The sequence below is a fragment of the Mesorhizobium sp. WSM4841 genome (assembly GCF_055811515.1).
This window is the reverse complement of sequence record NZ_JBVVQC010000039.1, coordinates 24146-48943: the sequence shown is the minus strand read 5'-3', so window position 1 is coordinate 48943 and position 24798 is coordinate 24146. Positions and strand designations below refer to the sequence as shown.

Genomic DNA, 24798 nt, shown 5'->3' with positions numbered 1-24798 from the left:
AGATCCTGCCAGCCGGCGTAGTGGACGTCTTCAGGATATCCGCAGCCCCGCGCACAACCTCTTTCGCATCTACAGAAGTATTGTTTATCATCTTGGTTGTGCCGCGATCATTGTAAAACTGTCGGCACATCTAGCGGTGAACGGGCGTTGTCGATACGCTACGCTTGAATCAAAAAGGTGCTCCAATGGTATCGTCTCAGGATTCGACACTTCAGCCGCCAAATCAGCCGGACCCTGCTTCTGTAGAGGTTGCCTTTGGGGAACCAATTCCACAGCCGCGCAATATCGATATTACGTTTTTCTCTTATAAGACCCGCCGCTCGACGCTGCTTGTAGGCAATCAGTCTGCCGACAACTTTGTTCGGGCAAGGCGCCACTGGCTCGATTTTGATTTCGTTGACCCAGTTTATGTGACCGAGATCAACGTTTATGCAACCGGATATGAAAACTACCACGGTATGGAGCTAAGCCTTATTCCTTACTTGAATGATCAAGGCGAGAGAAAATTAACGACGAACTTTTCCGGAGACCATTTCTCGTTTCAAGTTCGTGATTTTACGAAAGGTTTTGGCCTTCGGCCGAACGAGCCGCTTTTCAAATCAGCGCAGATTGAGCGAGTGGAGGTCCTCGGTGTCGAGAAGCACTATGTTGCTGAGTTCGTACAATTTGTTGACAATATCGAGACGAAGCGCGAGGCGGCAAAAGCCGATTTGTCCGTTTATTTCACTAAAGCGAATAAATCCTATGAGCAATTCCTGGCGCAGGAAGAGGAAATACGAAAGTTAGAAACCACCCTCGAGGAAAAGAGCAACGAGCTTAAAGATCTGGAGGGTTTGACACAGATTGCGCTGCAGACCAACAAAAAGACTCAGGAGGACATCCAGGTCGCAGCAACAGTCGCCAAGGAGCAAGCGGCTCGCGCTGACAACTTGGAGCAATCGATCGATAAGCTGACGGAAGAACGTCGCGTCTTGACGAAGGCTATTGTTGATTCTGAGGGCCAACTCGCCGAGATCAAAGCCAACATTAATCTCTTCCCAACAGACCTCAATGGTTATGTGCGCCAAGGTACGCGGAGCATTCGGCTCTACGCAGTCCTCTGTATTGTCCCGTTGATTTTAATCGTATGGGTGACACTCCGCCTTTTTGGCAACTCAGAACGTTTGCTTGACGCAATAGGGCTGCTCAAAGACATCAGTATTTTTGATTTTCTGCTATCGCGGTTGCCCTACGTCACGGTCTCGCTGACTGTGCTAGGCATAAGCGTAGGCGTTCTCCGTTTCTTGCTGTCCGAGATAATTGAGATCAACCGCCGGCGGCAGGAACTCTACAAGATCAGCATTATCGCGCAGGATGTTTCCTACGCTTCGCAGGACGGTCTCGATCTGTCGGTCGACGACGAATATGATCTGCGTACTCAAACTAAAATGGAGCTCTTGAAGGAACATCTCCGTCAGAATGTTGGCGATGAATACGTTTATTCACCTAGGCGAACATTCCTTGAGCACCTGAAGCGGTTTCCAAAAAAATTGACCCCACTACAACTACCTCCTCCTATCAACGACGGGGAAGCAAGTTGACACATCAGCTGTGAAGTTCGTACGGCGCAAGCGCCGTAGCCAGACTGACTGTACCAGCCCAGTCTCGACCAAAAAACTTCGCCAGGGTGTTGCGAGATTGACGACCCTCAACGTCCGATATTTAAAGTTCCGGGTTTCAACGCTGCCTGTCCGCTTTCGTGAAGAGTTTCGGGCGCCGGCAGGCGTACGAAAGTCCCCGAGGAAGGAACCCGCGGGCCACGGCCGATGGCTATGGAGATTTCGATTTTCGGCTGGTGTCGGGGATGGTGCGACCGCCGCCGGGAAGCGGCGGGATTGATGCACACGGACCGCCTTGTCTTCCGGCCATGCGGCATCGTCGGCTCGGTGCGCGGTCGGACGCAGCCCTGTCGACGCCGATGGTCACCATGGACGCGCGTGGGTTCGTTGCCGGAGGCTGAGTGCCTGCGCCTGAAGGCTGCATCAAGCTGTGCCGGGTCATGGGGCGTTCTCCCGGCCCGGTGTCCTTGCGTAGGGCGGTCCGCGCGGCTGCCTCCACCGTTCGAACACCTCGATGACGATCATGCGTCCGCCGCAGCACGGGCACGGCGGGCGGAAGCCGTCCGGTTCGGCCGATGGATCGTTCGTGGCGGGAGGCGCGACCGCGAGCAGTTCGCGGGCGAGCGCGAGGCTGGCCTTGCGGGCGGAGCTGGCGAGCAAGCCGTAATGGCGGATGCGATGGAAGCCACGCGGCAGGACATGGAGCAGGAATCGGCGGATGAACTCGTCGGTCGCGAGCGTCATGACCTGCTGGCGGTCCGCGCCGTTGAGACGATAGTTCTTGTAGCGGAAGGTGATACCGCTCTCGTCGAAACGGATGATGCGTCGGTTCGAGATGGCGACCCGGTGCGTGTAGCGCGACAGATAGGCGACCACCGCTTCCGGCCCGGCGAAGGGCGCCTTGGCGTAGACCACCCAGCGCTTGTTCCGGATCGGCGACAGGTGCCGCAGGAAGGCCTGCCGCTCGACGAGACGAGCAAGGGTGCCGAAGAAGGCGAGCTGGCCGGCGTCGTGGAGGGCGATCAGCCCGGTGAGGAACAGGCGGCGAAACAACTTGCCGAGTACCCTGACCGGCAGCAGGTCGGCCTCCCGCTCGGCAAGCCATGTCCTCGCGGCCGCGCCCTGGCACTTCGGACAGTGCCGGTTACGGCAGGAGTTGTAGGCGATGCGCCAGTGGCCGCAGTCCTCGCAGGCCTCCACGTGACCGCCAAGGGCCGCGGTGCGGCAGTGCTCGATCGCCGACATGACCTTGAGCTGCTGCAGTGTCAGATGCCCTGCATGGGCGGCCCGGTAGGCGGGCCCCGCGCTGCGGAAGATGTCGGCAACCTCGATCGAGGCGCGCACGCTCAGCCGTCGGGTGAGATCTCTTCCGGCTTGAACAGGCCAAGCTTGTCGAGCGGACTGGTTACGGAGCGTACCGTCCGGGTCGCGACCTTGGCGTAGAGGGCGGTGTTGTCGAGCTTGGCGTGCCCAAGCAGGACCTGGATGACCCGGATGTCGGTGCCGTCCTCCAACAGGTGGGTGGCGAAGCTGTGACGCAGCGTGTGCGGCCCGACCCGCTTGGCGATGTCGGCGGCCTGTGCAGCCTCGACGACGATGCGGTGAAGCTGCCGGGTGCTGATCGGCTTCATGGCGTGCTGCCCCGGGAACAGCCAGCCGTCGCGATGCATCACACCCTGCTGTCGCCCGACCTTCCACCACTGGCGCAGCAGCGCGAGCAGATCGGCCGACAGCAAGGCATTGCGGTACCGCCCGCCCTTGCCACGCTCGACGCGCAGCAGCATGCGCTCGCTGTCGACGTCGGCGACCTTCAGCGTCGACACCTCGGCGACGCGCAAGCCCGCGCCATAGGCGACCGAGAGCGCGGCCTGGTGCTTGAGGCAGGTGGTGGCGTTGAGGAGACGGGCAACCTCGTCGCGGCTCAGGACCACCGGCAGCTTGCGCGGATGCGACAGGCGGACCAGCCTGCGCGCCAGGTCCGGGCGGTCGAGCGTGTGGGTGAAGAAGAAGCGCAGCGCCGACACAATGCTGTTCATGGTCGGCACGGGAACGCCGTCTTCCTGCTGCCCGACCTGGAACCGGCGCAAGTCATCCGCTGTCGCCGTGTCCGGCGATCGGCCAAGGAAGCTCGCGAACCGTCCGACATCGCGGATGTAGTTGCGCTGCGTCTCCTGGCCGAACCGCCGCATGGTCATGTCGTCAATCAACCGTTGGCGCAGCGGGCTGATCGGTGCATCGAGAACAGGATGGGGCATGGTCAGGCTCCTTGTTGAAGAAGCCTGTGATGCTCTGCCGCCGCCGAACGACGCTCAATGCGGGCGCGGCAACCGGATCGTGACCTCTACCTCACCGCGCGCGCCCATCCCGCGCAGCGGGTTCGTTCATCGGCCCAAACGCGACGTCTGAGTGGTGGCTAGCTGATCGCCACTCCTGGCGCAAAGCTGCCAATCGTTGTGCGGCGCCATCATCGACTTCGATCAACCGAGCCGAAGTTGCCTTGGTCCATCTAAAGTTTGAGGGATGAGTCAAAACCGATAGATTAGAAATATCGGTTTCAGCACCAAAGAGGGCCAACTCTGCGACGGCGGTTTGCGACGGCCCTCGGGATAATGGCTCCGAGTTCGACACTGAGGGAGGATGCGCAAGAGCGCCAGCGGGGCAGTCGCAGGTGGTTGGCCCCGGTCGTGCACGATTCAACGTAGCCGTCCACCGACTTGCCCCACGAGTCCGCTGAGAAACGCTCTCCTGCCGTGATCCATCCGGTTCACACGTTGCTGCCAGTTTGCGCCGAACGGAACTAGTCAGGCCGCTTCCGCTCAACGGGGCTCCTCTTATTTAAGTGAGCACGATCTCGTCGCTTCGAAATGGCAACCAGGATGCCGCTTTGTGCTTCGACACCAACACGCCCCGGAATATCAGGGACGAGCCAGCGTCCATGAAGAGTGACGCATTCTCGTATCCGCCGCGAGGTCTCTCTCGTGAGGAAGCAGCTCGTTATATCGGTGTCGGATCGACGCTTTTCGACGAAATGGTTGCCGATGGGCGTATGCCGAAGCCTAAGCGCATCAACAGTCGCGCCGTCTGGGATCGTGTAGCTCTGGACATCGCTTTCACGTCGTTGCCGGACAAAGGCGGCGGTCTCAAAGAGCTGTTAGAGCGAAGCAAGCGAGACGGGCAAAAAAGATAGTGCTACGTTCATTGCGTATACGCCAAAGGCGTAGTAGGCCAATGGGCTGTGGGGAGGCGTGGCGTGAACGAGAATGAGAAGATTGCCCAAGAAGTGAAAGCCTGGCGGGCCAAGGGAGGATTCACTGCCGAAGCCGCAGCTAAGGTGCTGGGAATACCGAAACGCACATTCGAAGGCATAGAGCAAGGCAGAGGCTTTCCTTACCCGGTGCTCCTGCGCGTTGCCATCGAAAGCGAAGCCCTTTCGCTACAGGCGATGCTGGAGAACTCCCCCCGCGTTGAGCACCGGCGGCAGAAGTCTGGAAGGAGCATTTGATGGCTAGGCCCTTCAAGGATGCGCGATACCCTGGGGTCTCTTCGCGTCTCAAGAACGGCAAGCTAGCTTATCGCTACCGCGCAAAAGGGATGCCCGAAATCCGCCTTCCCGGTAAGCCCGGCGATCCCGAGTTCGAGGCGGCTTACGAGAAGGCCACGCAGGGTCATGGCAAGAAGGCAGTTATCATCGATTTGCCCGGTCGGGCACTGCCAAAAACCTTTGGTCATGCCGCGCGCCGGCTTGAAACGACAATGGAGTGGCTGGATTTTGATGAAGCCACGCAGCAGAAGAATGCGCGACTGATTGAGCGTTTTCTCAACCTGCGGGTCGATCCCAACTACCCACTCACCTGGCGCGATACTCCTGTCGAACATCTCGACGCGGATCGGCTTCGCGCCATCATTGAAGGCATCTTCAGGACAAACCGCACAGTCGCCAAACACATGTTGGTCGCCATCAAGAAGCTTCTATGGGTCGCGACCGATGTCGAAAAATGGATCAAGCCGCAGGATGATCCATCGCTATCTATCCGTGTGCGGGTGCCCAAATCGACCAAGAACCCAGCTTGGCCAATTGCGATGCGCGAAAGGTTCGAGGAGCGACACCCAATCGGCACAGCCGCACGCACCTGCTATGCACTCGGCTTCTGGCTTGGAAATCGGCGCGGCGATACCGCTGCTCTTGAGTGGGACGATCTTTTAACCGAAGAGATCGAACTGTTCGACGGCTCGCTGGTGCTAATCGAGGCCTTTGATTTCCGTCAGAAGAAGAACCGCAACCGCCATGGCGGGCGGGAGATGTTCATTCCGGTCGTCGACAAGCTAGCAGCGGCCTTGGAACCGCTCGATCGCTCGAAAGGCGGCACTGTCTTGAAGAACGCCTATGGCAGGTCATTTTCGGAAAAGAGCCTGACAGGCATGATGCAGCACTGGACGCGGCAGGCGGGAATTCCGAGCGGCTACACGCTGCATGGTCTACGTCGCACCTTCGGAACGTATCTGGCAGAATGCAATATCCAAGCGCGCGCCATCATGGAGGCGATGGGCCATTCATCGATGACGGTAACAGATGAATATGTGCGTGAGGCCAACAAGAAGCGGATCGCGGTTGATATTGCTCGTGCCATCAACGAGCGCGAGGCCAAACGCGACGCCATGAAGCGGCGGACAAACCTCCGCATTGTCAAATAACCAAATCGAGTCGGAACAAACCGGGGCCACGGCTTGGCCTTGGGCCCATAATGGGCCCAAAACGTTTTGGGCCGAGGGCACTTTTTATCAATAATATCAAAGGTTATGGTGGGCCCGGAGGGACTCGAACCCCCAACCAAGCGGTTATGAGCCGCCGGCTCTAACCATTGAGCTACAGGCCCCACACGCGGCTGGATTAATGTTTTTCCCCGAATCGCACAAGGCTTTCCGAACTGGCTGGCCGAGATCGTCCAAATCAGCCCATATTCAGACATTAGAGCGATGTGCGTCCACTTAGACGCGCGAAGCTCTAACGCTTTGAATCTACGCATCGTGCTTCCCGAAATCGATTCCGATTCTTGGGCCGATGCGGTAGTCGACAGCGCCACTGGATCGCAGACCGAGGAGATTTTTATGACCAGACATCTTTTGCCCTTGGCGCTCGCCGCCGCTATCGCGTTTCCGGCGATGGCCGGCGCGGCCGATTCGCCGCCCCCGCCCCGTATCGTCGTCACCGGCGAAGGTGAAGCGACCGCGGCCCCCGATCTGGCGCTGCTGACGCTCAGCGTCATGCGCGAGGCCAAGACCGCGCGTGCCGCGCTCGATGCCAACAACGACGCCATGGCCTCGGTGATCGCCGCTATGAAGTCGGCTGGCATCAAGGAGCGCGACCTGCAGACAGCCGGCATCCAGATCAGCCCGCGCTACAACTACACCAACAAGCCGGACGGCAGCCAGGAAGCCGAACTCATCGCCTACCAGGTGACCAACACGCTTTCGGTGCGCATCCGCGACATCGACAAAACAGGCGAGATTCTCGACAAGGCGGTATCGCTCGGCGTCAACCAGGGCGGCGGCATCTCGTTTTCCAACGAGAATCCGGCTGCAACTCTCGCCGAAGCCCGCAAGAAGGCGGTCGCCGACGCCATGGCCAAGGCAAAGACGCTGGCTGAAGCCGCCGGCGTCAGCATCGGGCGGGTGCTGGAAATCACCGACCAGAATGTCGCGCCGCCGCCGATACCGATGAACGCCAAGGCCTTCGACGCGGCGCGCGAATCGGTCCCGGTGCAGGCCGGCGAGAATTCCTACGCGGTGCAGGTCACTGTCACTTTCGAGTTGAAGTGACCGCCGCCTGAGACATCGATCTACCGCATGAAAAAGCCCCGGAGGACTGGTCCTTCGGGGCTTTTTCCGAACCCCACCCTTCCTCCCGGAAAGGGGCTCTACTACTCCAGGCCGCTGCCGGTCGGCAACGTGCCCGTTTGCCGGCAGATGAATGATTACCGGTAGATGACCGGGCAGCCGCGCTCGTTGGCGAACACGATCATCACGCGGTCGCCATACTGGCGGCCCGCGACTTTAACCGTGCGGCGGCTGACGTCGACAATACGGGCGCGGCGCAGACCCAAGCGCTCTGCCTTATTGAGGGCACGGTATGGCGAGCAGGACCGGCGCCAGTCGCGTTCGCGGCGGCGTTCGCGGTAGAAATCATCGTCGTCGCCCGTATAGACGCCGACGCGCGGATCGTCGTTATTGCCGAAGCCGAGATAGATGCTGTCTGCCTGGGCAGTGGCGGGGATAGCGGCAAGCGTGCCGAGGCCGATAAGCGCCGAAAGGGCCGCCGTCTTGATCGTGTTGAACATTGTCTTCTCTCCTTGTTCAGGGCTTCCGCCTGTCTTGATCAAACCGGTGTGTCTTGATCGAAACCGGTGTGTCTTGATCGAACCGATGTGTCTTGGTCGAACCGATGGGGAGGAGAATGCGCCTGCGTATCTGAACTTTTTACGAACCAGCCGTTCATATTGGGTTCATGTGGCAACAAGAGGTAATTTCGCAGTTTTCTCCGCTTTCAGGTTCTGAACAACTGGCCGGTTCTGCATGATCTAGCCGGTTTTGAACAATCTGGATAGAAAACGCCCTGTCGCGCAGCCGGTTCCGGGTCCTGGCTCGAGGCTCCCCTAAGGCTCGTCGTCCAGCATGTGCTCGAAATAGTCGTCCGGCTCGGCAAGATCGGTCTCGCTGGCGCTGACCCGGCCGCGCATCGAGATGCCGGCCTCATGCACCGTCTCGGCACTCCCCGACACCAGCCTGTGCCACCAGTAGAGATCGTGGCCCTCGGCGACCAGTCGATAGGCGCAGGTCTTGGGCAGCCAACTGATGGTGCGCACATTCTGCGGCGTCAGCCCGACGCAGTCCGGGACGCGCGCCAGCCGGTTGGCATAGTCCGAGCAGCGGCACGTTTCGGCGTCGAACAGCCGGCAGCCGACGCTCGTCCAGTAGATCTCGCCGGTGTCTTCGTCCTCGAGTTTCGACAGGCAGCATTTGCCGCAGCCGTCGCAAAGCGATTCCCACTCGGCCGGGGTCATCGCTTCGAGCGTCTTGGTTTTCCAGAACGGCGTTTCCATTGACGGGATGTGGCCCCCGCCGGCGTCAAGGTCAAGCACCGCGACAGACGCAAACCCGGCCAGCACCATAGGCCGACACCATAGGAATGACACGAAGTCGCCTTCAAAACGCCGGCCAATCGCCCTTCGTGGCCGTTAATGCCTGCTAACCGGAACCAATCCGGTTGATGAACAGTTTGGGCCGGGATGGGACGCCAAAAGGAGGATTTTCTAATGAAACGCCAACCACGGATTCTGGCAGGCACGGCACTTGGCCTGCTGATGGCGTCCGCGCCGTTGGGCGCTTTCCCGCTGCAGGGCAGCGCCGCGTTCGAACCGCCGCAACGTACCGCAACGCCCTTGATCCTGGCGCAATCGAATTGCCCCGAAGGCGAGTCGGCGGAAGGCTGCCCACAGCAGGCAGAACCTGAGCAGAAGCCGCGCAAGAAGCGCGAGCGGCAGGCTGAATCGGCTCCCACGGAGCAGGCCGCGCCTTCCGGGGACGAGCAGGGCAATCAACGCAGGAAGAAGCGCGAGCAGCAACAGCAGACCGAATCAGCCCCTGCCGAACAGGCCGCCCCGGCTGAAGAGCAAAAACCGCGCAGGAAGAAGCGCGACCAACAGCAGATCGAAGCAGCGCCAGCCGAACAGGCCGCCCCGGCCGAAGAGCAAAAACCGCGCAGGAAGAAGCGCGACCAGCAACAGCAGATCGAAACGGCACCTTCCGAAGAGCCTGCCGGACAGGCGGCGCAAGGCGAGAAGGCCGCACCTGCAAATGACAACGAGCAGGTCAAGCCGCGCAAGAAGCGGAACCAGGATCAGCAGATCGAGGCTGCGCCAGCCGAACAGCCAGCCAAGAAGGAAACGCCCGCCGGCGAGCAGGCCGAGCCGCTTCCGACCGACCAGCAAGCGGCTCCGGCTGAGGGCGAAAAGCCCCGGGATCAGGCTAAGGACCGTCGCAAGAAGCCTGTAACGGGTGAGCAGCCCTCAAGCGGTGAGCAGCCCGCCGATGGCGAGCAGGCTGCGCCGGCCCAAGGCGAAACTCCGGTCCAGGGCGAAGCGTCCGATCCAAACGCGGCTCCCGTGTTCGACAGCCAGAAGGATGCCAGGCGTAAGCGCAAGGGCGGCAGGGACAACGCGCAAGAGACGGGCGGCCAGGACGCGGGTGGTCAGCCCACCCAGCAGGACGGCGAGCAGGCGGAAGCCCCCAAGCCGGCTCCGGTCGACCAGGGACCGCCGCCCACCGACGACAGGACGGCCCAGCAGGCGATCAAGCTTGAGAAGATGGTTCCGGTGACGGAGGAAAAGGGCAAACGCGTTGAGCGTGTGCCTGACGTCGAGGACATTCGCCGTCGTCCGCGTCCGCAAGGGGTCGACGTCGTCAGGGAACTCGGCGACCGCGTTATCCTACAGTTCAACAACCAGACGATCGTGGAAAGCGACGATACCCCGCGCATGCGCCGTGGCGCCAGGAACGTCTACTACGAGGAACTGTCGGGCGATCGCACCCGGGAAATCGTCGAGCGTGACAACGGAATCCAGATCGTCACCATCCGCAACCGCTACGGCGACGTCATCCAGCGTTCGCGCATCGTGCCCGACGGACGCGAATATGTGCTGAGCTATGTCGACGAGCGGTACTATGAGGACGATGGCTACTGGCGCGATCCAGGTGACGACCTGCCGCCGATTCGGATCGACATTCCGCGCGAGGAGTACATTCTGGATTCCGAAGAGGTCGAGGATCCGGACGACTACTATGCCTTCCTCGAACAGCCGCCGGTGGAGAGGGTGCAGCGCCTCTACTCGATCGACGAGGTCAAGCGCTCTGCCCGTGTGCGCGACATCGCCCGCCGCATCGACCTCGACACGCTGAACTTCGAATTCGGTTCAGCCTCGATCCCCGAGACCGAGGTGCAGAAACTCGAAGGCGTCGCCAGTGCCATGGAGAAGCTGCTGGAGAAGAACCCGGCGGAAACCTTCCTGATCGAAGGCCATACCGATGCCGTCGGTAGGCCGGAGGCGAACCTCGCTTTGTCCGACCGTCGCGCGGAGGCGGTCGCAGAAGCCCTGACCAACGCCTTCAACATCCCGCCGGAGAACCTGACGACACAGGGCTATGGCGAGGAGTACCTCAAGGTCGACACGTCGGAGCCTGAGCGCGAGAACCGTCGCGTCGCCATCCGCCGCATCACCTCGCTGGTGGCGCCGGTCGCCAGTGCGAATTAGGCCATGGTCCCGAACCGAAGATCAGCGACGCAAAAGGCGAAAACCGGTTTTCGTAAAAACCCTGGCCAGCTTAAAAGCAACGATTCCAGAAACCTGAACTGGTTTCTGGAATCTATGCGGGAAGACGTAGCCCACCCCGATTTCACCGGAATGGGCAATTTCCGGCAATGAGCCGAGGTTGAAGGAGAATGTACATCGCGATTTAACCAGGCATTGAATCGCGAGGTCGTCCACCCCAGATTCTGGCTAGGGCTTCCCTGCCCTGTCCCGACTCCAGCGGGACATGAGCCCCGCCGGTACCCCCTCGCCGGCGGGGTTTTTGTTTCCGGCTTCGGTATTGAACTGAAGATGCGAGGCCTAGACAATTCTGCACGGTCGCCTCAAAGCCAGCAAGGCTGAGGAGTGAGAACGGCGTCTGGTGCCCGTCAGTAGATACTTTTGATGTTGGTTTCCGAATTCGCAAACACATCGTCGGGCACGAAGAAATCGCCGGCAAGCGGGCCTGTCGCATCAGGCGCATAGATCGAGAAATCGCTGACGCCCTCGGCGCGCAGCACCTCCTCGTCGATGTAGAAATTGCCGGTCGCTTCGCGCGACGGCCTGAGCAGGATCGCATGCGCGGCATGGGCCATGATATCGGGCGAACGGCTCATCGCCGCCACTGTCGCCCCGCCCAGAAGATTGCGCACCGCTGCCGTATTGATTGTCGAGATCGGCCACAGCGAATTGACGGCGATGCCGTCCCTGGCGAACTCCGCGCTCATGCCCAGCGTGCACATCGACATGCCGAATTTGGCCATCGTATAGGCGACATGGTTCTTGAACCATTTGGCCTTCATGTCGAGCGGCGGCGCCAGATTCAGGATGTGAGGATTGTCGGCCAACTTCAGGTGCGGAATGCAGATTTTGGAAACCAGGAACGTGCCGCGGGTGTTGATCTGGTGCATCAGATCGTAGCGCTTCATATCGGTTTCCAGCGTGCCGGTGAGTTGGATGGCGCTGGCATTGTTGATGCAGATGTCGATGCCGCCGAACTTTTCGACGGTCTTGGCGACCGCCTCGGCCACCTGCCCCTCCTCGCGTATGTCGCACAACATCGGCAACGCCTTGCCGCCGGCCTGCTCGATCTCTTGCGCCGCAGTGTAGATCGTGCCCGGCAGCTTTGGATGCGGCTCGGCGGTCTTGGCCGCGATCGTCACATTGGCGCCGTCGCGCGCGGCGCGCAGCGCGATCGCCAGCCCGATGCCGCGCGACCCGCCGGAGATGAACAGCGTCTTTCCCTTGAGCGACATGTCTTGCGCCTCCCTTGCAAATCTGTTGGTCGCGATCCTTGCCCGCGCCGTCGCAGGATACAAGAGCGGGGAGCATCGAGAGATGGTGACGCTGCGGAGGCGCCACGAAAGCCATGGACTCAACGGAGGAGTAATATATATATTCTGTAAAAAGAGGTTGAATATAGAATGGCCCTGTCGATCAAGAACACGGAAGTCGAGCAATTGGCGCGGGAACTTGCCCGCCGCCGTCGCGTGTCGGTGACGGAAGCGATCCGTCAAAGCCTCGAGCGCGAGGTTGCGCGCGAGCGGCTTGTGCCGCGCGATGAGGCCGACGACCTTTTTCAGCGCCTGATGGCGATCGCCGAAAGAGCCGCGCAGGTACCGAAACGCCAAGATGCGATGACCGACGACGAAATCCTCGGCTACGACGAACTCGGAATCCCGACGCGATGATCATCGACTCCTCTGTCCTTGTCGCTATTTTGCGTACGGAACCAGGCTATGATCGTTTCGTGCTGGCGATTGCTCAGGCTGAGAGACGGCTGCTCGCGGCACCGACCCTGCTTGAGACGACGATGGTGCTAGTCGGCCGCTGGCAGGACGAGATCGTCGACCGCTTCGAAGCCTTTTTGCGCACCGCTTCGATCGAGACGATTCCTTTTACGGCCGACCACGCCGCTGTGGCCCGTCAGGCCTTCCTGCGCTATGGCAAGGGCCGACATCCGGCCGCTCTCAACTTCGGCGACTGCATCTCCTATGCCACGGCCCGTCTCGAAGCCATGCCACTGCTGTTCAAGGGCGACGATTTCCGGCTGACGGATATCGAACCGGCTGTGTAGTCCACCGTCAGACCAGCACCAGGCCTTGCCGCATGGCGATGGCGATCGCATCGGTGCGGTTGGCCGCACCTAGCTTGATCAGGATCGCCGCGACGTGGAACTTCGCCGTATGCACGGAAATGTTCAAGCGCCGCGCGATCACCTTGTTGGGCGCGCCCTCGGCCAAAAGCGCCAGCACTTCGCTCTCGCGCGGCGACAGCGCCGGCCGGCCGGCCCTGTCGTCGACCGGCTCCTCGTCGGAGAGATCGTCGTCATGGAAAGCGAAATCGTCATGCCGATCGGACAAGGGGCGGCCCTCGCCCGAGATCCGGTAGCCAGCCGCCGCCAGCCGCGCGGCGGCAGCGATCAGCAGATCGTCAGCTGCCGCCGGTAACACGGCAAACACGGTGTCGGCCGGCCGCTGCCGGCTCACTCGTTGGGACAAGAGCACCTGTGGTATCGCTGGATCAGTCACCCGGCCTTCCAGCCCCCTGCCTTCCAGGCTATTGTCATCGATGATCGCGACATCCGCTCTGTCGCCGCTATCGCTGCTGCCAGCCACAATCGGCAGCAGATCGTCAGTCGCGGCAAGGGCCGTGGACAGGTGTTCGGCACGCACGGCGTCATCGAGCGCGATCAGTACCGTCAGTCGCCGCCTCGTGATCCCGTGACTTGCCATCGATCTTCTCAGTTCAGCGGCTTTTCGCCGATGGTCAGCACGACATCGCGCTGCTCGCCGCCGCGTATCACGCCGAGCGTCACCGACGCGCCGGCGCTGTCCGGCCCGAGCCTGCGGATCAGCTCGCGCGGACCATGCGCGGCTTCGCCGTTCCACGACACGATGATGTCGCCAAGATGCAGGCCGGCCGCTTTCGCCGGGCCATTATCGTCGAGGCTCATCACCATCGCGCCATGCGTGTCGCCATTGCGGATCGGGTGCAGGCCGGCGCCGAGATAGCCGCGCGCGACATGGCCCTTCTCTCGTAGCGTCGTTACCGCCCGCTCGATAGTCTCGTAAGGCATGACCAGCGCCCGCCGGCGCGGGCCGAACAGCAGCATACCGATCAGTGCGCCCTTGGCGTCGAGCACAGGGCCGCCCTCGAAACGGCCGCCGGCATTGACGGCCAGATTGATGCGCCGGTCGATCGTGCCGCCGCGCATCGAGCGCCAGGCCGGACCGACCTCACCGACCGTGCCGAATACGACGAGTCCCGCACCGTCGCCATTGCCGACGGCGATGGCCAGATTGCCCGGCCGCACCGTGCCTGCCTTGGCCAGCGGCGGCACGTCCGGCGCGCCGGTCGGCTTCAGAAGGGCCGTCCCAGTGGATGGATCGCGGCCGACCAGCTCAGCCTTCACCTTGTCGCCCGAAGAAAGCGTCAGCTCAATCTCCTCGCCGGCCTCCACCGCCTCCTCGGCAGCGACAAAATAGCCGTCGCGCCAGTGGAAGGCGGTCGCGGTGCGATGCTGATGCGTGGCGAAGCTCGCCGTCGCCGGCGCCGCTGCGGCCGCGATATCGGCGATGGCGTCGGAAAATGCTCTCAGATTGAAGTCGCTCATCTTGGGTCTCCTGGGTTTTTATCGCATCGGCCCGAAAGTCGGAAATCGATTTCCGGAAAGCACGATGCGAGAACTCAAAGTCTTAGAGCGCACTTGAGCGTCCAATGGACGGCCATCGCTCTAACCCAGATATCGCTCGGCAGCGCGTTGGCGGGTACTCGCCTGACGGCTAGTTGGGCGTTGGACTGGCCATCTGGTCAGGTCGCGGCCGATCCGGCCGCTCCGCACATATAGGCATCCTTTTTCTTGCTCTAAAGACACGGAGCCCTGCCATGTCCCTCCCCGCCCAGCAATTGCAGTTCGACGATGCGCTGCTCGATGATTATTCGGCAACGGTCGCTGATGCCGTGGACCGCATCGGTCCCGCCGTCTGCCGCATTGAGCGCATCGGTGGCGCCGGCGGCCAAGGCTCAGGCTTCGTCATCACGCCGGACGGGCTGGTCGTCACCAATTTCCACGTCGTCGGCGATGCCCGCAGCGTCCGCGTCACCATGCCGGACGGCGTCTCCAGAGAAGGCCGTGTTCTCGGCCGCGACCCCGACACCGACATCGCGCTGGTGCGTGCCGACGGCAGCTTTGCCGATATCGCTCCGCTCGGCGATTCCAAGCGCCTGCGGCGCGGCCAGATCGCCATTGCCATCGGCAACCCGCTCGGCTTCGAATGGACCGTCACATCAGGTGTCGTCTCGGCGCTCGGCCGCTCGATGCGTGCCTCCACCGGCCGGCTGATCGACGATGTCATCCAGACCGACGCAGCGCTCAACCCCGGCAATTCCGGCGGACCGCTGGTGTCGTCGGCGGCCGAGGTCATCGGCGTCAACACCGCTATGATCCACGGCGCGCAAGGCATCGCCTTCGCGGTTGCCTCCAACACCGCCAATTTCGTCATTTCGGAGATCATCCGCTTCGGCCGCGTCCGCCGCGCCTTCATCGGCGTCTCGGCCGACACGGCAAACCTGCCGCGCCGCGCCGCCCTTCTGTCGCAGGTGTCGAGCAGCACGGCGGTGCGCCTGCGCAGCGTCGAGGCGAACAGCCCGGCGGCCAAGGCCGGCCTCAGAGAAGGCGACATCATCGCCGCCATCGACGGACGCCCGGTCACCGGCGTCGACGATCTGGTGCGCCTGCTCGACGCCGAGCGCATCGGCCGCGAGACGCTGTGCACGGTGGTGCGCCGCTCCGGCATTACTCAGGTCACGGTGATGCCGGTGGCGCGGACCTGACAACTATCGCGGCGCACAGATCTGGCCAAGCAGCGAAACCATCAGCACTGCCAACTCGCCGGTCGGATCGAGGTCCGGATCGAAAATGGTCATGTCCATTCCGGTACAGCGCGAATCCGCCACCAGCGCCGCGAGGATGGCGATGAGATCGTCGGGATCGATGCCGGGACTGCCTGGTGAATCGACCGCCGGCATCACCGTCTGATCGAGCGCATCGACATCGAAATGCACCCAATAGGGCGAGCCGGTTCGCGCCAGCGTGTTCCAGGTCTTTTCCAGAACCTTTGCCGCGCCAAGCTCTCGCACGGCAAAGACATCGATCAGCGTCATCGCAGTCGAATTGATGTCCGGCCAGGCAAAGTCGGGGTCGCGGTTCTCGCGTTCGCCGATCTGAATCACCTGTTCGTCCGCAACAAGGGGGCTTGCGATATCGGGCCAATCGGTCAGCAACGGCTCGCCACGTCCGGTGGCGAGCGCAAGGTCCATGCCGGCGGCCGAGCCGAGCGAAGCGTTGATGTCGTAATTGCCCGGATGGCGGAAATCGCTGTGGCCGTCGACATGGACCAGCGCCAGCGGACCAGATCGCCGTGCAGCAGCCAGTGCGCCAAGCAGGACCGCGCAGTCGCCGCCGACGACCAGCGGGAATTCGCCTCGTCCCAGCGCGCCGGCAACAACTTCTGCAAGTTCGAGATTGAAGCTGCGTATCGCGTTGCCGTTGCGCAGCCGGGTGCCAGGCTGCGGCTCCGTGCTATAGGCGGGCCGATCAAGGTCAACCACTTTGAGGGGCGAAAGCGTCTCGATCAAGCCGGCTTCGGTCAATGCCTGCGGCGCACGCCACGTCCCCGGTGTATGACCTGGCCTCAGTGGGCGGAGGCCAAGGTTTGAGGGTGCGCGGACAAGGCAGATTTCACGCATGGAATGGGCCCAGGCTGATGAGCCTCAGCATAGACCGCAAAGACGTGACCGGCCACGCGGCCGAAGGCTTCATATCACATCTACAGACAGTTCCTGCCAGCCTCTCGCTCAGCCCGCCGCGCCTTCGGCATACTGCTCCAGAAACTCGGCGCTGGGCGGGATCGGCTTGATCACATCGATCAGCACGCCATTGGGATCACTGGTGATGAAATGGCGCTGGCCAAAGGGTTCGTCGCGCAGCGTTCGCAGGATCGGCAGGCCGGCGGCGGTGATCCGCTCGTAGACGGCATCCGGGTTCTTGACCTCGAAATTGATCAGCAGGCCGGAGGTACGGCCGCGCCCTTCTTCAGGGATCGTCTCATGATCGCCATGGACGATGCCGAGATTGACACGGCGATCCGCGACTGAGCGCAGATGCACGTACCAGTCGCTTTCGAACAATGGGTGGAAACCGAAATGCGCGACATAGAAGGCTGCTGTGCCGGCAACGTCGCCTGTCATCAGCACTGGATAATAGCTCGTCGTCCTCATCTTTCCTTCTCCTATCGAATAACATACAGTCTGCATGTAGATTTACATTAACATACAGGCTGCATGTATGCAACAGGAATCCACGCGCCGCTCCAACCGCGATCGCACCGAAGCGACGCGCGCCGACCTGATCGCCGCGGCACGAAAACTGTTCACCGAAAAGTCCTATGCGGAGACCGGCACGCCCGAGATCGTGGCTGCGGCCGGCGTCACGCGTGGCGCGCTCTATCACCATTTTGCCGACAAGCAGGCGCTGTTTGCCGCCGTGGTCGAGCAGGAGGCGGCGGCGGTGGCTGAAGAGATCGAACGCGCCTCGCCTCCCTCGCTGTTTGCCCGCGACGCGCTGATCGCCGGTTCGGATGCCTACCTCGCGGCCATGCGCGCGCCCGGCCGCACCCGACTGCTGCTGCTCGACGGGCCGGCCGTGCTCGGTCGCGCCGCCATGGACGAGATCGACAACCGCTATGGCAACCGCTCGCTGCGCGAGGGCCTCGTCGCGGCGATGCGCTCGCAGGCCATGATGAGATTGCCGGTGGAAGCGCTGACCGCGCTGCTCGCCGCCGCCTTCGACCGTGCTGCTCTTGCCGTCGAGGCCGGCGCTTCAGCCGAGGACTATCGCGCCGTTCTCATGGCGCTGATTGATGGGCTGTCTCCTCAGGCACCTGGTTCGGCTCGAACTCGTTGAAACAGCCAAGCTGGCGCTTGAACTGATCAATCAGCCAAGCCGCAGCCGGCTTCGGGCTGCGGTCGGCGCGGTGCATGGCATAAAGTGGCGAGCGGACTTCACGATACGGCTCCAGATCGAGTTCCACCAGCCGGCCGTTGGCCAGATCGTCAGCAATCAACCATCGCGGCAGTCCGCCCCAGCCCAACCCTTCGCGCATCAGCGCATGCTTGGTTCGCATATCCGTAAGCCGCCAAGTGCGGTAGGCAAAGACGCCGTAATCGCGCCCTTTGGTGCGCTCGGACTGGTCGCTGACGACAAGTTGGATGTGTTCGCGCACCTCCTCGAGCGGCACCGGCTTGGGAAGCAGCGCCAGCGGATGGCTTGGCGCGGCCGCCGGCACCATCGACATGAAGCCAATGCGCACAAGATGCGCGTCGACCTCGCCCAGCAGGCCGCCAATACCGAGATCGGCCTGTCCATTGACGACATGATCGGGGATCAGGCCGAGCGTGCCGATATGCAGGCGCAGCATCACGGTTGGAAATTGCGCCTCGAACGCCTTCAACACGCGCACCAGCACGGTGGAAGGCAGCGCCACATCGACCGACAGCGCGACTTCAGCCTCAAGCCCTTGCCGATGGCCATCGACGCGCGAGCGAATGCGCTGCAGCACGCCGACCATTCGCCGCGCATCTTCCAGCGTCGCCCGTCCGACATCGGTCAGCTGCGGCTCGCGCGTCCCCTCGCGCTCGAACAGTTTCAGCCCAAGCTGTGCCTCGAGATTGGCGATAGCGTAGCTGATGACCGACTGCGCTCGGTTGAGCTTGCGGCCGGCGGCCGAGAAGCTGCCGGTGTCGGCGACGGTGACAAGGATATGGAGCTGATCGAGCGTCGGGTTTGGCTGCATCGTTATATCCAATGTTTAGATGGAACATACATAAAATATACCGGTTTTTCAAATGGGTCAGCGAGTCCATATAGGTCGGGACAATTCATTCCAACCTTGGAGACCCGCCGTGTCCATCCTTCTCGTCACATCCAGCCCGCGCGGCAATGCCTCGCACTCGACCCGTATCGCCACCGACCTCGCCGAGAAGCTGCTTGCCGCCGATCCTTCGGCCAAGCTTGTCGTACGCGATCTCGTCGCAAACCCGCTACCGCACATCGATGCTGATTATTCGACCGGCATCTATACGCCCGCTGAGGCCCGCACCCAGCGCCAGGCCGAAGTCGTCGGCGTTTCCGACGCCGTACTCGATGAACTGTTTGCGGCCGACACCATCATCCTCGCTACCGGCTTCATCAATTTCGGCATCTCGTCGACGCTGAAATCCTGGGTCGATCACGTCGCCCGCTCCGGCAAGACTTTCGCTTATGGCGAGAATGGCCCGAAGGGCCTCGTCACCGGCAAGAAGGTCTACATCGTCCTTGCCTCGGGCGGCATCTATTCGGAAGGCGCTACCGTGCAGATGGATCACGCCATCCCTTACCTGCGCAGCGTGCTTGGCTTCATCGGCATGACCGACGTCGACGTCATCCGCATCGAAGGTGTCGGCATGGGCCCCGAGGCCGTCACGGCCGCTCTGGCCAAGGCATCGGCCAAGGTGGATGCGGTGGTGGCCTCGACCGGGGCAGTTGCCGCTGCCGCGTAGCGCGAACAACAGGTAATCAGAACCAAAAAAGGCAGGCGCCGGGTGCCTGCCTTTTTTGCACTTGCCGCCTGATGCCCGACGAGGCGTCGGCGGTTCCTACAGCTTTCTGACGTCGCTCCGCTGTCGCGCGACATCGCCATTCGCCAAGCTAACCGAAGATCTTCTCGCCCTGCTCGTCGACCAGTTGGATACCCTTCTTGATCGAGATGTCGACAGCGTCGTCGAGCCCGGCAAAACGATCGGCTCGGATGAATTTGTGTTCCTTCACCACGCCGTCGATTTCCTTCGAAACCACGCCGCAGGTCTGGTATTGGCCTTCTGCCTTGTAGGGCGTGGCGCTGATCAAAAATCCCTTGTGCTCGATCTGCTTTGCCGGTGCAGCACTCTTTGGTTCGCCCGCGTCACCGCCGCCACCACCGAAAAGACGTTTCAGAAAAGACATGGGAGCGCCCTCCAACGGCAATCATCCTGCATCACATAGCGTGGTGCAGGATGATTTCACTAGCGGTCCTTAGGCAAACGGGCAAGGGCCGCATCCGGCCCGGAAGTCAGTCGCGCGACAGCGCTTCGAGGGCTTCGGCCGCCCCTTTCAATATCGCAATCGCCTCGGCCTGCTTTTCCGCGGGCGCGTCGACGATATTGCCGAGGGCTGCGCGCAGCCGGTGGCGCACGGCGCGGAATTCGTCGCGCTTTTCCGAACCGCCGCGGCCGCGCCGTCCGCCGTCTTCGCCGTCGTCGTTCCAGCCGAACCACTCGCGCGCCTTCGCCATCTTGCGGCCGAAACGCTCGAGATGGTCGAGCACGTGGTCGACTATCTCGCGATTATCGTTGAGATGCGCCTGCCCTGCCTCGGTAATCGAAAACACCTTCTTGTTGCCTTCCGCAGATGAGACGGCATAGCCGGCCTCTTCCAGGAAGGTCAGCGTCGGATAGACCACGCCTGGGCTCGGGCTGTAGACGCCGCTGGTACGTTCCTCCAGCGCCTTGATGATGTCATAGCCGTGGCGCGGCGCCTCGGCCAGCAGCGACAGCGTGATCAGCTTGAGATCGCCGTCGGCCAGCATACGCCCGGCGCGGAACATGTCGCCCGGCCCGCCGCGCCCGCCGCCCCTCATGCCGTGGCCGAATGGGCCGAAGCCGCCGCCACGACCGCCGAACCTGCCGGCCATATGCATGAAAACGCGCTCGGCATGCTCGCCGAGATGATGTCCGTGCATTGTCTGCTCCTTGAGTTATGTCTTACGATATATCTCAATTAAGCGGATGAGGCCGTTGAGTCAAGATATATCTTACGATGTATCTGAGAACGGTGCCACCAGATTGATTTCGTCACCGAGCTTGGCTAATACCGGTTACCAGCGGCCCTTGCGCCGGTTCCAGGCATAGAGAAGATCGGCGAAGCGATCATAGGCATAGCGCGTCAACGGCAGCGCGGCGGGGTTGCCGAACAGCGTTGCAAGCCAGCCCTCGCCCGGCGTTCTCAGCCAGACGGCAATTGCGACATCGGCGCCAACCAGCAGCTTGCCGTCCGCCTCGGTTGCGTGCAGCCGGCGGCGGATGTCCTCCAGCGACACGCCGTATCCGGCCAGTGCCGCCGGCTCGGCATTGATGTCGCGAAACGTGATCCGCCCGGCCTTGATCGCCTCGACCAGCCGCCGCTTTTGCCGGCTGATCCCGGCATCGCAAACCGGACAACAGGTGTTGTACCAGACGGTCAGTTGAGGCTTGGGCATGTGTTTCGAGACGCGAGCTGAAGGGCTGCGCTGACTATCCGGGAAATCCCTTCGGCCCGCAATATTTCGGACCAGACTGGCCGCGCCGCGGCATCGTGCCGATGAATTGCGGATGTCTCGAAAAAATCAAAATTCGTAGCCGAAGCGCTCGAAATCCCTGGAATAGAGCCGTCGCACGATGCTTTTCGCCTCGCCATCGTAGACGGCGCGATAGTCGTAGGGTGCATTGACGTTTGCCCGTGGAAGCTTCACTTCGCCCGGCAGGTCGAGCCGTTCGACCAGGGCATTGAATTGCTCGGCCAGTGTTTCAAACCGCAAAACCTCGTCGATGATAAGGTTTCCTTGCCTGTCCGAAATCCAGCTCGTCTGGTCCACCTGCACAAAACGGTTCTTGCGTTCGAGATAGCGCAGGAAAGTCTTGAAATCCAGAACCCTGGCTCTGTTCCGGCGCCGGCCGGAGAGATAGTCGCGGCGGAAATAGTAGGTCGAGACAGCAAGTTCGAAAGGGTTGCGCACGACAGCGAACTTGTACGCGCTGTCATAAATCTCGGCCGGCAGCTTGTGCTTCACCCAGCTTGCTTTGTCATGCTGCCTGAGGAACGCATTTTGGGGCGTCTCGCGCACGGGAAGGTGTGACAGCAGGCGACGCCATTGCGTTCGCTGCGGTTTCGGGCTCCACGGCTCCAGCGCACGGGTGACCGAGGTCCCAGCCGTCTTCGGGATATGGATGAAAATGAAGTTCTTTTCGAGCGAGAGCAGCATTCCTCCTCATGATCAGCGGATCGGGCGCCGTCAAGCGGCGCCTGACCGTCGATATCCGGGCTCGGCAGCTTGCGCGGATCTGTAGCCGCGCAAGCCTCAGCCGAGCGAGGCGATGATCTCGCGATACGCCAATTCCGGGAAAGCCTTGAGCGTCCGCGTCCTCACGTTACCGCCTGACGCCAGCATCAGCGAGAAACGAGCGAGCACCGCATCGTCAGGCGCTTCGACGATCGCCACCATATCGCATTCGCCCATGGTGAGATAAAACGCCTTGAACGAGCCGCCCATGTCTCCCAGCAGCTTCTTGGCGGCATCGAGCCGCTTCGGCGACTCACGCACATTTTTGGCGCCCTGCTCCGTCCAGTTGATCAGCACGATATAGTTTGTCATGCACACCTCCCTCCGGAGCCTCGGAGCACGGCGTCACCGCCGGGGCGGGCATCCGGGTTTGTCGCCCGAAAAATGCATCCGACACGAGATTATCCTCCCACAGCAGGTGTGCTGCAACAACAACCGCACCGTCTGGCGAGACAATTCCTGGCACGAACGAAAAAGGACGCCGCACAGGCTGTGTTAAAAATGATGAGGACCTGCAAAGGCGCTGGCCTTCGCTCGATTTCTTGACGCGTGAACAAGCACGATAAAGTCTGAATCGGGTGGAATGTCGCCTTCCTGCTCCCGAACGGAAGGACTAGGGAGCAATTCGCGAGGTCGAGTTGCGACAAACCTGTAACTGGACATGGCGCAGAAACAGACTAGCATGCCGCGTCATGCGCAGACTTGCCCGCATCTTCGCAATTGTGCTGCTCGTAGTGTTCGCAGCAGGCACGGTTGCGCATGCAACTAACGCAACGAGCATGGCACTGGCGATGTCTTCCGCCGCGATGGCTGACGGAGACATGGGGGCTGACGGAGACATGGGCGATTGTAATGCCTGCCCTCCCGACGACAGCGGCAAGCCTCAGCTATGCAGTGCGGCCTGCCTTGTGCCTTTCGCAGCAATTCCTGCGCGGATCAGTCTCGTGCTTTCCTTTGTGGCAGCCGAAATTGCGACTTCACCGCTGGTGGAATTGGTCGGCCACACCGACCCACCCGATCCCTCTCCTCCCCGAACCATCATCCTGTAGCTGACGCCGGCAGGGCTTGCCCGTTGCCGGTGCAACGAGCATGGGCGCGTCGTACCGCCCGTGATCGCAGTTTCGCATGAGGTGTCTTTTCCGCGCCGCCATGTGCGCGAACGACCGACTTTTCAGGATGGTTGAACCATGTCCAGATTTCCCATGCCGGCGCAGACGCGTCGAGCCTTTCTTGCATCGGCAGCCGCGAGTACGGCGGGTGCGGTGCTTCCCGTGTTGTGGCGGTCGCCCGTCCATGCCGCGGCTCCGCACGAGGTGCAATTGCGGGCGGCGCCAGGTCGTACGCGGCTTATGCCCGAACCATCCGGCGAGATTGCCGCCTGGTGCTACGGCGGGACTGTTCCCGGTCCCGAGATACGGGTCCGGCAGGGCGAGCGGCTGCGGGTCGTGGTCGAGAACGGCCTCGCCGAGGAAACGACCGTGCACTGGCATGGCGTGCGCGTGCCGCACGCCATGGACGGCGTCCCGCACCTCACCCAGAAGCCGATCGAAGCGGGAGAGCGCTTCGTCTACGAATTCGATGCGGTCGACGCCGGCACCTTCTGGTATCACCCGCACCAGCGGAGTTTCGAGCAGGTCGAGCGCGGGCTTTACGGACCGCTGATTATCGAGGAACGCGAACCGGCGCACGTCGACCGCGACGTGACCTGGGTGCTCGACGACTGGCGATTGACCAAATCGGGCGCAATCAGCGAGGATTTCGGCAACCGGCACGACATCCACCACAACGGCCGCGTCGGCAACACGGTTACCATCAACGGTCGCGTGCCGGATACCTTCGCCGTCAGGGCGGGTGAGCGCATCCGCCTGCGGTTGATCAACGCCGCCAATGCGCGCATCTTCAGCCCCGACTTCACGGATCTTCAGCCCATCGTCATCGCGCTCGACGGCCAGCCGGTCGCGCCATACCCGCCGGATGGCGGGCTGGTGGTGCTTGGCCCGGCCATGCGCGCCGACCTGATCCTCGACATGACGGGCAAGCCCGGTAGACGGGTTTCGATCTTCGACCGGTTCTACGAAGGGCTGGAATACAAGCTCGTCGATGTCGCTTATTCCGACACTCCGCTCCGCGAGCGCGCGCCCGACTGGCCGCTGGCCTTGCCGGCCAACCCGCTACTGGAGCCGGACCTGGAAACCGCGTCCCGCAACGAGGTCGTTTTCACCGGCGGCATGATGGGCCAGATGGTGGCCCAGGACATGGGTGAAATCATGGGCCCGGGTGCGCCGGGCGACATGACGCGCGACATGAATTCGATGATGGGCGGAGGGATGATGCAGACGATGAATTCCAGCACTGCTTGGTTCATCAATGGCATCGCCGCCGACCAGGCTCGCCACGACATGAAACCGGCGCTGACGCTTGCGCGGAACAAGAGCCATGTCATCGCCATGACCAATGCGACAGCCTGGCATCATCCGATCCATCTCCACGGCCATTCGTTCCGGGTGATTTCCCGCAATCGCCAGCCCACCCGTCATCGCGAATGGCAGGACACGGTGCTGGTTTCGCCCCGCGAAAAGGTCGAGATCGCCTTCGTCGCCGACAACCCCGGTGACTGGATGTTCCACTGCCACATTCTTGAACACCAGGCTGGTGGCATGATGGCGGTCTTCCGCGTCGCCTAAT

At 61.8% G+C, this 24798-nt stretch carries 28 protein-coding genes and 1 tRNA gene; 13 read left to right on the top strand and 16 right to left on the bottom strand.

Annotation, left to right across the window (positions count from 1 at the left end):
- Nucleotides 1-164 precede the first annotated feature (164 nt).
- Nucleotides 165-1580, top strand: coding sequence for a hypothetical protein (locus AC0L14_RS30620; protein WP_473751718.1), 1416 nt, complete (start codon nucleotides 165-167; stop codon nucleotides 1578-1580).
- Between the two features lie 456 nt (nucleotides 1581-2036).
- Here the strand turns inward: AC0L14_RS30620 and AC0L14_RS30615 are convergent, their stop codons facing one another.
- Entirely contained in the window at nucleotides 2037-2942 is a 906-nt protein-coding gene (locus AC0L14_RS30615) for an IS91 family transposase (RefSeq protein WP_473751717.1), read from the bottom strand.
- A 2-nt stretch (nucleotides 2943-2944) separates the two neighbouring features.
- A complete protein-coding gene (locus AC0L14_RS30610; RefSeq protein WP_473751716.1) occupies nucleotides 2945-3853 on the bottom strand; it encodes a site-specific integrase in 909 nt (302 codons plus the stop codon).
- Nucleotides 3854-4533: 680 nt separating this feature from the next.
- Between AC0L14_RS30610 and AC0L14_RS30605 the strand changes: the two genes are divergently transcribed.
- The 3 genes from AC0L14_RS30605 to AC0L14_RS30595 all read left to right on the top strand — a co-directional run bounded on the left by AC0L14_RS30605 (nucleotide 4534) and on the right by AC0L14_RS30595 (nucleotide 6290).
- The gene (locus AC0L14_RS30605) at nucleotides 4534-4785 is read left to right on the top strand and encodes a helix-turn-helix transcriptional regulator (RefSeq protein WP_473751715.1); all 252 of its coding nucleotides are present in this window, start codon (nucleotides 4534-4536) and stop codon (nucleotides 4783-4785) included.
- Nucleotides 4786-4848: 63 nt separating this feature from the next.
- Nucleotides 4849-5100: a helix-turn-helix domain-containing protein gene (locus AC0L14_RS30600; protein WP_473751714.1), complete on the top strand. Its 252-nt coding sequence runs from the start codon at nucleotides 4849-4851 to the stop codon at nucleotides 5098-5100.
- Nucleotides 5100-6290 carry a site-specific integrase gene (locus tag AC0L14_RS30595; RefSeq protein ID WP_473751713.1) on the top strand — a complete coding sequence of 397 codons (1191 nt, stop codon included), beginning with the start codon at nucleotides 5100-5102 and terminating at the stop codon, nucleotides 6288-6290. Before AC0L14_RS30600 ends, AC0L14_RS30595 begins: the two co-directional genes overlap by 1 nt.
- A 106-nt stretch (nucleotides 6291-6396) precedes the next feature.
- Here AC0L14_RS30595 and AC0L14_RS30590 read toward each other — a convergent pair.
- Nucleotides 6397-6472 (bottom strand) — tRNA-Ile (locus AC0L14_RS30590).
- Nucleotides 6473-6704: 232 nt separating this feature from the next.
- Here AC0L14_RS30590 and AC0L14_RS30585 point away from each other — a divergent pair.
- Entirely contained in the window at nucleotides 6705-7415 is a 711-nt protein-coding gene (locus AC0L14_RS30585) for an SIMPL domain-containing protein (RefSeq protein ID WP_473751712.1), read from the top strand.
- A gap of 155 nt (nucleotides 7416-7570) precedes the next feature.
- Here the strand turns inward: AC0L14_RS30585 and AC0L14_RS30580 are convergent, their stop codons facing one another.
- Both AC0L14_RS30580 and AC0L14_RS30575 read right to left on the bottom strand, forming a co-directional pair.
- Entirely contained in the window at nucleotides 7571-7933 is a 363-nt protein-coding gene (locus AC0L14_RS30580; RefSeq protein ID WP_473489176.1) for a hypothetical protein, read from the bottom strand.
- A gap of 315 nt (nucleotides 7934-8248) precedes the next feature.
- Nucleotides 8249-8695, bottom strand: coding sequence for a YcgN family cysteine cluster protein (locus AC0L14_RS30575; RefSeq protein WP_095491649.1), 447 nt, complete (start codon nucleotides 8693-8695; stop codon nucleotides 8249-8251).
- 213 nt (nucleotides 8696-8908) lie between these two features.
- Here AC0L14_RS30575 and AC0L14_RS30570 point away from each other — a divergent pair, with 213 nt between their 5' ends.
- A complete protein-coding gene (locus AC0L14_RS30570) occupies nucleotides 8909-10903 on the top strand; it encodes an OmpA family protein (RefSeq protein WP_473751711.1) in 1995 nt (664 codons plus the stop codon).
- A 425-nt stretch (nucleotides 10904-11328) separates the two neighbouring features.
- On the opposite strand, the gene AC0L14_RS30565 is transcribed toward AC0L14_RS30570, so the two are convergent.
- Nucleotides 11329-12195, bottom strand: coding sequence for an SDR family oxidoreductase (locus AC0L14_RS30565; RefSeq protein ID WP_473751710.1), 867 nt, complete (start codon nucleotides 12193-12195; stop codon nucleotides 11329-11331).
- 168 nt (nucleotides 12196-12363) lie between these two features.
- Between AC0L14_RS30565 and AC0L14_RS30560 the strand changes: the two genes are divergently transcribed.
- Together AC0L14_RS30560 and AC0L14_RS30555 are read left to right on the top strand one after the other, a co-directional pair.
- A complete protein-coding gene (locus AC0L14_RS30560; RefSeq protein WP_473489179.1) occupies nucleotides 12364-12630 on the top strand; it encodes a type II toxin-antitoxin system VapB family antitoxin in 267 nt (88 codons plus the stop codon).
- Complete coding sequence (locus AC0L14_RS30555; protein ID WP_473489180.1) at nucleotides 12627-13016, top strand: type II toxin-antitoxin system VapC family toxin; 390 nt, start codon at nucleotides 12627-12629, stop codon at nucleotides 13014-13016. Before AC0L14_RS30560 ends, AC0L14_RS30555 begins: the two co-directional genes overlap by 4 nt.
- A 7-nt stretch (nucleotides 13017-13023) precedes the next feature.
- Here the strand turns inward: AC0L14_RS30555 and AC0L14_RS30550 are convergent, their stop codons facing one another.
- Together AC0L14_RS30550 and AC0L14_RS30545 are read right to left on the bottom strand one after the other, a co-directional pair.
- Nucleotides 13024-13674 (bottom strand): helix-turn-helix transcriptional regulator, encoded by a 651-nt coding sequence (locus tag AC0L14_RS30550; protein WP_473489181.1) that lies wholly within the window; start codon nucleotides 13672-13674, stop codon nucleotides 13024-13026.
- A gap of 8 nt (nucleotides 13675-13682) precedes the next feature.
- On the bottom strand, nucleotides 13683-14555 hold the full coding sequence (locus tag AC0L14_RS30545) for a S1C family serine protease (RefSeq protein WP_473489182.1): 873 nt from the start codon (nucleotides 14553-14555) through the stop codon (nucleotides 13683-13685).
- 272 nt (nucleotides 14556-14827) lie between these two features.
- Between AC0L14_RS30545 and AC0L14_RS30540 the strand changes: the two genes are divergently transcribed.
- Nucleotides 14828-15775, top strand: coding sequence for a S1C family serine protease (locus AC0L14_RS30540; RefSeq protein WP_473751709.1), 948 nt, complete (start codon nucleotides 14828-14830; stop codon nucleotides 15773-15775).
- Between the two features lie 3 nt (nucleotides 15776-15778).
- On the opposite strand, the gene AC0L14_RS30535 is transcribed toward AC0L14_RS30540, so the two are convergent.
- Together AC0L14_RS30535 and AC0L14_RS30530 are read right to left on the bottom strand one after the other, a co-directional pair.
- Complete coding sequence (locus tag AC0L14_RS30535; RefSeq protein ID WP_473489184.1) at nucleotides 15779-16594, bottom strand: arginase family protein; 816 nt, start codon at nucleotides 16592-16594, stop codon at nucleotides 15779-15781.
- 204 nt (nucleotides 16595-16798) lie between these two features.
- Nucleotides 16799-17221 carry a VOC family protein gene (locus tag AC0L14_RS30530; protein ID WP_473489185.1) on the bottom strand — a complete coding sequence of 141 codons (423 nt, stop codon included), beginning with the start codon at nucleotides 17219-17221 and terminating at the stop codon, nucleotides 16799-16801.
- Nucleotides 17222-17288: 67 nt separating this feature from the next.
- On the opposite strand from AC0L14_RS30530, the gene AC0L14_RS30525 reads away from it, so the two are divergent.
- Entirely contained in the window at nucleotides 17289-17906 is a 618-nt protein-coding gene (locus AC0L14_RS30525; RefSeq protein ID WP_473489186.1) for a TetR/AcrR family transcriptional regulator, read from the top strand.
- Here AC0L14_RS30525 and AC0L14_RS30520 read toward each other — a convergent pair.
- Nucleotides 17848-18795, bottom strand: a complete 948-nt coding sequence (locus tag AC0L14_RS30520) for a LysR family transcriptional regulator (RefSeq protein WP_473489187.1) — start codon at nucleotides 18793-18795, stop codon at nucleotides 17848-17850. The two genes, AC0L14_RS30525 and AC0L14_RS30520, sit on opposite strands and share 59 nt — an antisense overlap.
- Before the next feature lie 109 nt (nucleotides 18796-18904).
- On the opposite strand from AC0L14_RS30520, the gene AC0L14_RS30515 reads away from it, so the two are divergent.
- Nucleotides 18905-19540, top strand: a complete 636-nt coding sequence (locus AC0L14_RS30515) for an FMN-dependent NADH-azoreductase (RefSeq protein WP_473751708.1) — start codon at nucleotides 18905-18907, stop codon at nucleotides 19538-19540.
- A 148-nt stretch (nucleotides 19541-19688) separates the two neighbouring features.
- Here AC0L14_RS30515 and AC0L14_RS30510 read toward each other — a convergent pair whose 3' ends face one another.
- The 5 genes from AC0L14_RS30510 to AC0L14_RS30490 all read right to left on the bottom strand — a co-directional run bounded on the left by AC0L14_RS30510 (nucleotide 19689) and on the right by AC0L14_RS30490 (nucleotide 22425).
- The gene (locus AC0L14_RS30510; RefSeq protein WP_095491489.1) at nucleotides 19689-19982 is read right to left on the bottom strand and encodes an HlyU family transcriptional regulator; all 294 of its coding nucleotides are present in this window, start codon (nucleotides 19980-19982) and stop codon (nucleotides 19689-19691) included.
- Nucleotides 19983-20088: 106 nt separating this feature from the next.
- Complete coding sequence (locus AC0L14_RS30505; RefSeq protein WP_473489189.1) at nucleotides 20089-20757, bottom strand: PadR family transcriptional regulator; 669 nt, start codon at nucleotides 20755-20757, stop codon at nucleotides 20089-20091.
- Nucleotides 20758-20892: 135 nt separating this feature from the next.
- Nucleotides 20893-21273 (bottom strand): thiol-disulfide oxidoreductase DCC family protein, encoded by a 381-nt coding sequence (locus AC0L14_RS30500; protein ID WP_473489190.1) that lies wholly within the window; start codon nucleotides 21271-21273, stop codon nucleotides 20893-20895.
- Nucleotides 21274-21399: 126 nt separating this feature from the next.
- The gene (locus AC0L14_RS30495; protein ID WP_473489191.1) at nucleotides 21400-22035 is read right to left on the bottom strand and encodes a sulfotransferase family 2 domain-containing protein; all 636 of its coding nucleotides are present in this window, start codon (nucleotides 22033-22035) and stop codon (nucleotides 21400-21402) included.
- Nucleotides 22036-22131: 96 nt separating this feature from the next.
- Complete coding sequence (locus tag AC0L14_RS30490) at nucleotides 22132-22425, bottom strand: GYD domain-containing protein (protein WP_095491492.1); 294 nt, start codon at nucleotides 22423-22425, stop codon at nucleotides 22132-22134.
- A gap of 380 nt (nucleotides 22426-22805) precedes the next feature.
- Between AC0L14_RS30490 and AC0L14_RS30485 the strand changes: the two genes are divergently transcribed.
- Entirely contained in the window at nucleotides 22806-23162 is a 357-nt protein-coding gene (locus AC0L14_RS30485) for a hypothetical protein (RefSeq protein WP_473489192.1), read from the top strand.
- A gap of 138 nt (nucleotides 23163-23300) precedes the next feature.
- Nucleotides 23301-24797, top strand: a complete 1497-nt coding sequence (locus AC0L14_RS30480; protein ID WP_473751707.1) for a multicopper oxidase family protein — start codon at nucleotides 23301-23303, stop codon at nucleotides 24795-24797.
- Nucleotide 24798: the final 1 nt, after the last annotated feature.